Raw genomic sequence first — 10,705 nt, forward strand, 5'->3', positions numbered from 1 at the left:
ATCTATCCAGTTTATTAAATCAATGAGGAATGGGATTTCGCCGAACTGGTACAATAGCATCTCTAGAGGTATTCATCAAATGGCTAATCTTTGGAGGCGTTCCCAAGTATTTAGAAGAAATAAATTCAAAATTGTCGCTAGATCAAAATTTAGAAGAACTTTTTTTTAAGGAAAATGCTCTTTTTAGAGACGAGTTTGACAAAATATTCAAAGTTCATTTTCGTGAACCTAAAAATTACTATCACATTATTCAAATAATAAAAAAAGACACTCTCATCTTAAATGAAATTTCAAATAAACTAAAAATGAAATCAAGTGGTGGCGTTAAAAACTACATTGAAAATCTGAAGCTTGCTGGATTTATTCGATCTGTAAATAGTTATTTTCATCCTAAATCTAAATACCCACGATACAAAGTAAGTGATGAGTTCTTACTTTTTTATTTCCATTTTATCGATCCACAAAGAAAAATTTACGAGTCAGATAATGCTATTAATTATTTTAAAAATGACTTAACTAAAAATCTTGATGTCTGGTTGGGATTTGCTTTTGAAAATTATGTGATTAATAATGCGATGTATTTTGCTGAGAAAATGGGATTCTCAGAAAGAGTCAAGTCCTATGGCCCCTACTATGGAAAAAAAGAAAAAGTCCAAGTAGACTTAATTTATGCTCGATCTGATAAAACAATTACACTCTGTGAAATGAAATTTCATACAAGACCGATATCCACAGAAATTATTCCAGAAATAAATCGAAAAATTGAAAAACTGCCATTGAAGCCATCAGAGTCTTTACACAAAGTTTTAATTGCACCTAATGGCGTGTCCCAAGCCCTTCTTGACTGCGAATATTTTGAGGAAATTTTAACCATGAAAGATATTTTTTAAGTTTCCAAATATGGGGCGTATAATATTGATACGGTTCGAAAACCAGCTTCTGCAGGACCTTGGCAAATGTGAATTTTTTTTTTTTAAAACAAGTCCTTTTTAACTAAAAATTCTATTAAGGAGGCCAAAATAGTTCCGATAGTTTTTTCATGAACGATAAACAAGTGCTTATTGAACTTATCATTACCTATCTCAGGGATTCTAGGAACCTTAACGAGACTTCAGCACAGTTTGTTAAAAGAATTAGAGACCAGTTCATCAAGTATTTATTACTTTCGAATACCATTCCTGCACCCGCCTACCGAGAAGTGGTTCAAGACATCGAAGAGGAAGTTATCGAAATCTACCGAAAAAAAACTTACGGTTATCAATCGCTAAAAGAATTCAGAATCGCCAAAATTCTTAAAAACTAAAATACTTCTTTTTCACACAGAGATAGATAAATGGGCCCAAATGAAAATTTATCTGGTAAAAAAATATAACCAAACTCAGTCTCTTCTGGTATTAAATGTTCGAACTGCCATTTAATTTTTACAGTTTTTACTTTTTTCTTCTTCTTTATTAACTTGAGAATAATTTTGTCATTCTCAATTGGATTCAAAGAGCATGTTGAATACATTATCAATCCGCCGGGTTTTAATGCCATATAAGCCGATGCAAGAAGTGAATATTGTCTGATAGCCAATCTCTCACTTTTTTTCAGTGACCATTCAAAAATATCTTTTGCACTTTCAATTAAATGACGTTCCCCAGAGCAAGGAGCATCTAAAAGAATTTTATCAAAGGTTTCAGGCATTTTTAAACCGTAAAACTGGGCATCCCAGCCTTTAACCCAAATAGAATCTCTTTTTTCACGAGAGATGTAATTTTTCACTACTTTTATCAATCTATCCCTTCGCGCCTCTGATAACTCATTAAGTATCAGTTCACCATGGGAAAAAACTTTTTCGGCAAGAATAAGCCCCTTTCCCCCTGGCGCCGCACACATGTCTAAAACTTTATCCGATCCAGATAGAGGAAAATGCTCTGCTGCTAAATAACTTGCAGGATCCATGATGTAATAATCAAGAAGGTGACAATCATCTCTTATTATTTCTTTATGATTTTTCTGAAAAGAATCAGACAACCAATAAACACCCTCTTTAATTTTTTCCAAATCAAAATCATTTTTAGCTGTGCTAAATTGATTTTTTCGTAATACTTGTTTTTCTTTTTTCTGCAAGGATTCCCAAATGAGTGCCCACCGAGAACCATAGATGCCTTCAAAGTAATTGTGGAAATTTGAAAAAATAAAGTCTCCTAATTGATATCTAATTAAATAATTCTATAGTGGTGGAAAAGTACAAATAAATTCAGATCCCTGACCCAGTTGACTTTTTAATTCTACTTTACCGTTGTGAGAAATCATAATGTGCTTCACAATGGCTAGGCCCAAACCCGTCCCGCCCTGATCTCTAGATCGGCCTTTGTCTACTCGATAAAATCTTTCAAACAACCGATCATGGTGTTCTTGTTGAATTCCAGGTCCATCATCAATAACTCTAAGAAGGGTATTTCCCTCCACGTCCTTTTCCCAAATGACCTGAATTTTCTTGTTATGAGGAATATATTTAATGGCATTCATAATTAAATTTTTTAAAATTTGCTCCACTTTTTGCGCATCTGCGAAAAAAGAATCTACCCCACTTTTTATAATAATGACCTGTGATTTTTCTTTCGCAAAGAGTGATAAGTCAGAGACTACCAAATCAGTTATCTGAAGTGGCACAATTCTTTCCAGCTGTAATTCACCATGGGATTCAAGTGAAGACAAAGTCAACAAGTCATTAACCAATTCAATCAACCGAGTCACATTTCTAGAAATGATATCAAGAAAAGTACTGGCCTGTTGCAACTGACCATTCTTTAAATCTTCCTTCAACGTATCTACATAGCCTTTAACCGAGGTTAATGGAGATCTTAATTCATGGGAAGCATTGGCAACAAAATCGATTCGCACTTGTTCGAGCTTTTTCAGATCCGTAATATCATGGAACACACCAATAACGCCATAAATTTCATTTGATTTGGTTTTTCTTAATGGAGTAAGAGATACTAAAAAATTTCTATGATAATGATCTAATACGGTTTCCATTTTCATTGTAGATTTTTGAGTTTGTCCAGTTAAGAAAACTTTTTTAAATGAATCATAAACATCGGGAGTTCTAAAAATATCAGTTAATTTTAATTGTCCCATTGCCATTTTTTCAGAATTTAAAAACAAAGTAGCGAATCTGGAGTTAAAGAAAATAACTTTTTCTTCAAGGCTTACATTAATAAGTCCTTCTTGAACCGAACTCATAAAGGCTTGCATCTCTTCACGCTCCCTGAAGAGCTGATCTTTTCGTTTTCTTAATTTTTTTTGTAATCGATCCAATCCTTGTTCTAAGGCTGAAAATTCACCCATTTGCTCTTCTGTCAAATCTTCAGATATAAAATCCAAATCGGGATTGTTTTTCCGATCAGAAACCCTGAGGGTTTTAAGATAAAGTTTGTAAATTGGAAAAGTAAAAACGTAGGAACTATAAATAGAAATAAATAAAGATCCTAAAGAAAAATAGAGAGCTGAAGAGAAATGATTTGGAAAAAAAATTAACCAAATCCAAAACAATAAATTAAACGAAATACACTGCACCAGAAAATACTGACTATAGATGCGCCAGGGGTATCTTTTTAAATTAATTGAGGTCCAACCTGACTCGATAACCCACTCCTCTGATTGTTTCGATATGCTCGCCCCATATACCCAATTTTTTTCTTAATCCAAAAACGTGAGTATCAATGGTTCTACCAATGACATTGATACCCTCTCCTTGGATATTTTCAATTAATTTTTCTCGAGTTAAAACTCTTCCATGATTTAAGATCATCAAAGAAAGTAATTTAAATTCACTGGGAGTTAGATGTAACTTCTGATCCAGGATCTTCACCTCGTAGGTTTTAAAATTAATTGTCAAATCAGAAATTGTCATTTGCTCATCAGCTTGGGGTGTCCCTGCCATCAAGGCTCTTCGACAAATAGCCTTGACTCTAGCCATAAATACCTGGGGATCAAATGGTTTAGCTAGGTAATCATCCGCCCCTTTATCTAACCCCAAAACAATATCTTTAACTTCTGTCTTTGCAGTAACCATCAAAATACTGGAACTTGGATTTTTTCTTTTGATAACCTCAATAAAATCAACCCCGCTCATTCCCGGCAGCATCCAATCCAACACAGTCAAATCAAAGATATTATTTTCTAACGCCGCTACGGCCTCCATGGGGCTTCCACACTCAACAACTTTAAAACCATGACGCAATAAATGAAGGGCCATCAATTCTCGAATTTCTTTTTCATCCTCTACGATAAGGATTCTAGCCTGCACCCTTGCCACCATGTCTTACGTCTTCTCCGGTACAGGCAAAAATAATATCTTCTGCAATGTTCGTTGCATGATCTCCTAACCTTTCAAAGTTTCGGGCAATCAAAATTAAATCCAAACTGGCGTCCACATCCTGAGGGTTCTTCTTCATATGCTCGCATAAATCATGAAAAACTTTATTTTTTAAATCATCCACATCATCATCCATCAAGAGGATTTGACGAGCCTGCACGTGATCTCCACGCACGAAACAATCTAAAGATTCTTTGACCATCTTGCGCACAAATTCAGCCATTTGAATAATCATCACCACTTGCTCTAGGGAGTTTCGATTTAAATAATCACTTGTTGTATAAGCAATATTTGAAACTTGGTCACCCATACGCTCTAGATCTGTGTTAATTTTTAAAATCGATAAAATAATTCTTAAGTCTTTGGCCACTGGACTTTGTTTGGCTAAAATATTTAAACAGGATTCATCAATTTTAATATGATCCTCGTTAATTTTTTGTTCAATTTGATGAATGTTTTTCAGTGGATTCACGCTTCGCGTGCTTATGGCTTTAACAGCATCGAGCAAAGCTAATTCAACACTTCCCCCCATTATTAAAATTAATCTTTTCACCTCATCAATTTGTGAATCTAATGCTCTTTCCAATTCTTACCTTTTCCTTCTTCCGACAAACATTACCTTCTTATACACTTAGACCTCTATCATTTCCTAACAAAAAAAATTGAGAATCAATAAACTTCATCCATAACTGAGAGCGTCGGCAGCTTCTTAGCATGTACTTGAAAAGTCTTAGAACTTTTCAAGTACGAGCTTCATACTAATTCCTATTATATTTAGAGCCTGTCCCCAAAAGGTCAGATACAAGGCGTGATTCCGTCAAATAATTCGTGGAGGCTTACTTTTTGTAAGTTGGAACGAATTTTTTGGCGGTCCAACGAAGTAGATGACCTTTTAGGGACAGGCTCGTTTAGAATAATTGCCTTACCCCAACAAAAGCAAATTCTTTTTCAGGTGAATACTTTGAATGATTCTGCCCATAGGAAGTAAAACTGTAGCCAAGAAATCCTGATCTGGCATCCTTTGTTATTTCGAAAAACGCTTGATAGGACTTAATTTCGTCCTCTTTTTGAGATAAATTAGGATCGAAAAAATCTCCTTTGAAAAGAAGGGATTTATCTTCGCCAACTTCAAATTTCAACCATAAAGATCCCCCCTCTCCACTAATCACTTGCTCTGGGAAAGCCGTGCTATCCCAGCCTTCGGCCCGATGATATTGCGACACACCTATGGCTGCGTCTTGGGTTCTTAATGCCTCTAAACCCATTTTAAGAAACCCAAAGTTCCATCCAAGCTTCATGATCCATCTTTCTTTGAGATTGAATGGTTTTTCATAATCATCATAAGACCCGTCCATGTACATTATTCCTAAATTAAATACAGAATCATTATAGTCCAAAACTAAATAATTATCTTTTTGATTTCCAGACTCTTCTTTCTTGTTTTCTTCTCCGTTGGATATACCCATACCTATGGACAAAAAATCTGAAAAAAGATAATGCACTTCGATCCCTAAATCCGCATCGGGCAGATACTTAAAACGCCGAGATGCCATCTTGAGTTCATCAAAAAAATCGTAGTTATAAATCTCTGAGTCATTTTCATTGATAAAATTACGAAATAAGCCATATCGAAAAAACACTTCCTGGCCTTCTGAAATCCATTGATAGAACACTTTTGCAAGATCCGCAGGAAGTTTTTGATTAAAATTATCACGTTCAGAAGATAACTGAAGTTCGATAAAAACAGAATTTTGCCCATCCAAAGTGGCATCTACGTTCAATAGAGTCGATGGCAAGACAAAAGCCACTTGCCCTCTTTTTGCCGAGGGCTTTGACGAGATTTTTGTAAAAACATTGACCTCCCCACCCACATCCATTGTTGCACCAAAGGACATCCTGCTGGCAAAAAAACCCAACACATAAACAAAAAATAATTTTCTCATATCCAGAAGAGTGCCTGATTGCTTTACAAGTAACAATAGATGATAGATGATGTCATGGAATGTCTAAAATATTATCTGCAATTGATATTGGCTCTAATGGAATAAGAATGATGATCGCTGATGTTATTCAGAATGAGAATCAACCACCTTTTTTGAAAGAAGTTAAAAAACTAAGATCCTCTATCCGCCTAGGGAAAGAAGTCTTTCTAGATCAACCTATCTCTGAATCAACGATCCTTGAGTCTATCGAAACTTTTTCTCATTTTAAAACCATGAACTTAAAACACCATGTTCAAAATTGTAAAGCCGTAGGTACAAGTGCCTTAAGAGAAGCTAAAAATAAAACAGAGTTTGTTGAAAGAATTGAAAAATCCACTGGAATCAAAATCGATATCATTGATGGTCACGAAGAAGCCAATCTTATATTTTTGGCCGTCAGCAAGGAGCTTCATCTTGATTCAAGTGCCCATATTTTGATCGATATTGGTGGGGGCAGTGTTGAAATCACTTTCTGCGAAAAGGGAAAAATGATGGACTCTAAAAGTTTTCCCATGGGAACTGTCAGAATTTTAGACCAGCTCATCAAACGAAATCTAAAAGAAGATAATTTAAAAATTGTTATGGGAGACTTTATTTCTCCTTTATCCACCTATATTGGCAATCACCCGCTACACAATTCGTTAGCCTCTGCAATTGGCACTGGTGGAAATTTAGAGTGCATGGCTCGTTTAAAATTAGACCTGTTAAAAAAAACTCCCAACTCTTATGTCACTCTTCATGAACTTGTAGAAATGAATCAGAAAATTAAAACCTTATCTCTGAGTGACCGTGTGGAAAAGCTCAACTTAAGGCCAGATCGCGCCGATGTGATCTTGCCCGCCATTTTGATTGTGAAAACCATTATGAGACAGGCTGGCGTCAATAAAATTATTATCCCCTCCGTAGGACTTAGAAATGGAATTCTTTGGAGCATGATTTAAAGGAGAATGATTTTAGGGACCATTCTTAAAGAACCTCGCTCTAAAGTAAATCCATTTTTTGCCGATACTTTTCTCATGGGAATGCTAGATAGATATAAAAAAAAAGGTGGCTTTATTCAATTGCTAAATTTATTAGAGACATCTAATAAAGCAAAGCAGGATCAGTTTTTAAATCTCATCCATCAAGAGAATTCACATTGGGAATTAGCACTTAAAAAAAGAATTCTCAGTATTGATAAAGTGACCTCTTGGGAGAAAAGTACCTTATCGGAAATTATCTCCAGAATTCAGCCTCTCACTCTCGCCGTAGCCTTGCGCCACTATTCAGAAGAGAAAAAGGCCGAAATCTTAAATGTTCTTACCCAAAGCGAACAACGAAAAATTCAAAATCTCGTCTCTGAAACGAATCCCACTCCTGCAGAAATTGGGACCTGCATCGCAAAAATCATTTCGGAAGTCCGCACTTTAATCCAACAAGGAATCATCAAACTAGAGAAAATTGATCCTGAAATAGCTATCCCAGATAATATAGAAGATCAACTCAATCAAAAAAGCCAAGGCCATTTCCCTGAAAATCCAATCCCAGGAGAAGTGACGTCAAATTCACAAGCGACCTCCACCTCCGAAGGTGAACCTGAAACAAGTCTTGATTTCAGTGGTGCCAATCGCCACAAAAAAACCAAGGATGACAAACACGAGGAGAAAGCAGATTTTTCAAAAACAGATTCGTCAAAAGATGAATTAGATTTCTTAAAGAGAAAACTTAACAGTGTTATTCAAGAAAACACACATTTGAAACAAGAACTAGCCTTACTAAGAAACAAGCTGGAGCAGATTAAAAAAATTGCTTAGGCAGGGGTACTCCTAGGCCCTTAGGGTCAGTATCCCAATTAAATCGTTGATTTCATACCTAATTAAAAATATGACTAGTGACGCAATGAAGTTATTTACTCAATTACATTTTTGTATTCAAATTTCTTTTTGGTTTTTAAATTCCTCACCTTTAATTGCTAGTAATATCGAACCCTTCTTTATTAACCAAATAATTGATTCTAAATCATTTGCATCACCAACCTGGAATAAAAAATTAAACATAAATAGCGTTTTTTTAATAAAAAACAACACCTCTGGTGATACCATAGGCTTGGCCGAACTTAAGAAAGTTGAAATTCTTGAAAATGGAAAATATCAAAACATTTTCTATCTGCAAAAAGTATTTGATAATCAAATCATTCAGGTTGGTGACGAGTTAAATGAAATAAATCTAACAACCTATAACGAAAATTATAAAGGATCCACCGAACTCCTGGTGAAAAAGACAAAAACCAATGTTTCTTCCCGATACAAGCCCCTATTCACCCAAGGAGTTGTCGCCGGTGAAACCGCGGAGCCTCTCGAAAAAGACGAGTTTTTGATCACTTATTTAGGTCAAATTTACTATGGTTTTTATCCTTATTGGACCCTGGGAACGACGGCTCCATTAAATGCCGCTGGAGGTATTAATTTTTCTTCCAAGATGAGGCTTCTTTCTACAGAGAAAAATACCTTAGCTACTGGTTTAAGCTTTGCTCGCATACCCAATACAGATCAAAGCACTTTGAATCTAACTTTTCTGTGGGATTCTTATAGTAACACTTCAATGATCACTCACAATTACTTAAGCCTTGCTGTTTTATCTTATGATAAGGCGGCTGAAACAACAGCCATTAAATCCTTTGCATCGAGCTCCATACAATCGGGTTATGAATTTATTTTACCCAGCTGGGATAGAATACTGCTTGGTCCAAACTATAATTTCGAAAGAAAAAGCATTGGCGGTTATTTTTCCTACGTCAAAGTATGGGACCGTTTGCATCTCTATTTAAGCTTAAATACGATCGACATCAGAACCCTAAAGTGGTCCTACACTGAAGGTTATTATTTTTTTCTTGATCTGTACTGGAGATTTTAATACTAACAACTAGTCATTACAAGAATAAGCGCTAATGGATACCTTGGTTCCAACGGGAAGTTTTTTGTTAAACTTAATCACTTTCCCCACAATCTCATGACTTACTGATGGGTCAGAAGTAGAAACAGTAACCGTTAATCCTTCTGGAGTTGAACATTTAATTGCAAAGTTATCAACGATAGGACCTGTGACCTGATCGAAAATATTTTGCAATTGTTGAGTATAATCATCACTACAAACATCTCCCAAAACCATCGCTACTGGCGCGAGTCCCTTAACTTTTCTTTCCGTGTTAATGAGCGATTGAGCTGCTTTTCGAGCATTGTTATATTCAAATCCGTAAGATCCCTTTACCACATTTAATAATTGCTGTGATTGAAGGGGCAAGCAGTACTCATCGGCCACAATGATGGGATGAATACCAAAATTTTTACTTGGATATTGAGTACGTATATTTTGTGGTAACTGCCTTCCTAAATCCAAGTCAGTCAAGGCATAAGACCCAAGACTCGCGTACAATTGACTTCGCTCATCTTCATCAGATAAGAAAATAATCTGCAAGTCAGCCTCATCTCTTAAAAACGAATCAGGATTGTTTTTGACTACTATATTAGCCGCGTAAATACCCCTTTCGTCACCTGAAGGGCAATTCTGACTGTATTCCGTATCATAACTTGATTCACTTAAAGATCTTCCACCTGCAATCCAATTTCTAATAAATGTTTCACAGTCTTGTGTTTCTTTTCTTTTTACAGCTTGGTTAAAAATCTCGATTTTTTGACTTAAATTTCCATCATCTCTTGATAAAAACTTCTTACCACTGGACATGGTAATTAATTTTCCATCTTGTAAAGCTCCGTTTTGATTGATCCCTCTGGCACCATTTTCTGGAGAAGAAATATCTGTGGTTGTAAAAGCTATTCGATAATCTACAGATTTTTTTTCTAGATTATTAATAAATTGCCCAAATCGAATTGCCATTCGTTCTTGTTCATAGGACATGGAAGCTGAATTATCAGTTACAATTAAAATATCGACCTTACCGCCATCTACAACATAATCCTGTCCGGGATAGACGGGTTTTCCGTTTTGTACCACGCAAGATTTATCCTTTTCACAATCAAAACTCTGAGAAAACTTAACGGCAGAACAGGCTCCCAAAAAATAAGCTCCCATAAAAATTATAAATGTTGCAATTTTGTTTGCCATCATCAAAGGCTCCTATCCTTTGATATAACAAAATCAATACCAAAAGAAATCAAACCTAATGAAGATCAGCTCAAATCCAATCCCCTAAGACAAATAATGGCACTTTTCGAACAATTTTGAGACACTTTATTGCCTCTTTCTTCTTTTTGTGGGGATAGGGGTTTAATTGGATTCAGGGTCATACTTCCATTGCAGGGCAAAACGGCTGTTTAGGTAGCCAACTTTTTGCATTATTTTAAGCTTAAAATACTCCATG

General features: G+C 35.6%; 11 protein-coding genes. 5 read left to right on the plus strand and 6 right to left on the minus strand.

The window, feature by feature from the left end:
• The first annotated feature begins 29 nt into the window (after positions 1-29).
• Together J0M15_14745 and J0M15_14750 are read left to right on the plus strand one after the other, a co-directional pair.
• On the plus strand, positions 30-890 hold the full coding sequence (locus J0M15_14745; GenBank protein MBN8538309.1) for a hypothetical protein: 861 nt from the start codon (positions 30-32) through the stop codon (positions 888-890).
• A gap of 149 nt (positions 891-1,039) precedes the next feature.
• A complete protein-coding gene (locus J0M15_14750; protein ID MBN8538310.1) occupies positions 1,040-1,303 on the plus strand; it encodes a hypothetical protein in 264 nt (87 codons plus the stop codon).
• On the opposite strand, the gene J0M15_14755 is transcribed toward J0M15_14750, so the two are convergent.
• The 5 genes from J0M15_14755 to J0M15_14775 form a co-directional block, all read right to left on the minus strand.
• The gene (locus J0M15_14755; GenBank protein MBN8538311.1) at positions 1,300-2,112 is read right to left on the minus strand and encodes an RsmB/NOP family class I SAM-dependent RNA methyltransferase; all 813 of its coding nucleotides are present in this window, start codon (positions 2,110-2,112) and stop codon (positions 1,300-1,302) included. The genes J0M15_14750 and J0M15_14755 overlap by 4 nt on opposite strands.
• 102 nt (positions 2,113-2,214) lie before the next feature.
• Entirely contained in the window at positions 2,215-3,612 is a 1,398-nt protein-coding gene (locus J0M15_14760; GenBank protein ID MBN8538312.1) for a PAS domain-containing protein, read from the minus strand.
• Positions 3,608-4,279, minus strand: coding sequence for a response regulator transcription factor (locus tag J0M15_14765; protein MBN8538313.1), 672 nt, complete (start codon positions 4,277-4,279; stop codon positions 3,608-3,610). Before J0M15_14765 ends, J0M15_14760 begins: the two co-directional genes overlap by 5 nt.
• A gap of 7 nt (positions 4,280-4,286) precedes the next feature.
• Entirely contained in the window at positions 4,287-4,952 is a 666-nt protein-coding gene (phoU, locus tag J0M15_14770) for a phosphate signaling complex protein PhoU (protein MBN8538314.1), read from the minus strand.
• Positions 4,953-5,274: 322 nt separating this feature from the next.
• Positions 5,275-6,309: a hypothetical protein gene (locus tag J0M15_14775; GenBank protein MBN8538315.1), complete on the minus strand. Its 1,035-nt coding sequence runs from the start codon at positions 6,307-6,309 to the stop codon at positions 5,275-5,277.
• 59 nt (positions 6,310-6,368) lie between these two features.
• On the opposite strand from J0M15_14775, the gene J0M15_14780 reads away from it, so the two are divergent.
• The 3 genes from J0M15_14780 to J0M15_14790 all read left to right on the plus strand — a co-directional run bounded on the left by J0M15_14780 (position 6,369) and on the right by J0M15_14790 (position 9,240).
• Positions 6,369-7,289 carry a hypothetical protein gene (locus tag J0M15_14780; protein MBN8538316.1) on the plus strand — a complete coding sequence of 307 codons (921 nt, stop codon included), beginning with the start codon at positions 6,369-6,371 and terminating at the stop codon, positions 7,287-7,289.
• A gap of 75 nt (positions 7,290-7,364) precedes the next feature.
• Positions 7,365-8,141, plus strand: coding sequence for a hypothetical protein (locus J0M15_14785; protein ID MBN8538317.1), 777 nt, complete (start codon positions 7,365-7,367; stop codon positions 8,139-8,141).
• A gap of 85 nt (positions 8,142-8,226) precedes the next feature.
• On the plus strand, positions 8,227-9,240 hold the full coding sequence (locus J0M15_14790; protein MBN8538318.1) for a hypothetical protein: 1,014 nt from the start codon (positions 8,227-8,229) through the stop codon (positions 9,238-9,240).
• 9 nt (positions 9,241-9,249) lie between these two features.
• On the opposite strand, the gene J0M15_14795 is transcribed toward J0M15_14790, so the two are convergent.
• The gene (locus J0M15_14795) at positions 9,250-10,452 is read right to left on the minus strand and encodes a hypothetical protein (protein ID MBN8538319.1); all 1,203 of its coding nucleotides are present in this window, start codon (positions 10,450-10,452) and stop codon (positions 9,250-9,252) included.
• Between the last annotated feature and the right edge of the window lie 253 nt (positions 10,453-10,705).

It is taken from the genome of Deltaproteobacteria bacterium, assembly GCA_017302835.1.
Lineage (GTDB): Bacteria > Bdellovibrionota > Bdellovibrionia > Bdellovibrionales > Bdellovibrionaceae > UBA2316.

Bases quoted from the DNA above. Each gene is read 5' to 3' on its own strand.
- J0M15_14785 (MBN8538317.1), top strand. From the start codon at position 7,365: ATGGGAATGCTAGATAGATATAAAAAAAAAGGTGGCTTTATTCAATTG.
- J0M15_14775 (MBN8538315.1), bottom strand. From the start codon at position 6,309: ATGAGAAAATTATTTTTTGTTTATGTGTTGGGTTTTTTTGCCAGCAGG.
- J0M15_14795 (MBN8538319.1), bottom strand. From the start codon at position 10,452: ATGATGGCAAACAAAATTGCAACATTTATAATTTTTATGGGAGCTTAT.
- J0M15_14790 (MBN8538318.1), top strand. From the start codon at position 8,227: ATGAAGTTATTTACTCAATTACATTTTTGTATTCAAATTTCTTTTTGG.
- J0M15_14750 (MBN8538310.1), top strand. From the start codon at position 1,040: ATGAACGATAAACAAGTGCTTATTGAACTTATCATTACCTATCTCAGG.
- J0M15_14745 (MBN8538309.1), top strand. From the start codon at position 30: ATGGGATTTCGCCGAACTGGTACAATAGCATCTCTAGAGGTATTCATC.
- J0M15_14780 (MBN8538316.1), top strand. From the start codon at position 6,369: ATGTCTAAAATATTATCTGCAATTGATATTGGCTCTAATGGAATAAGA.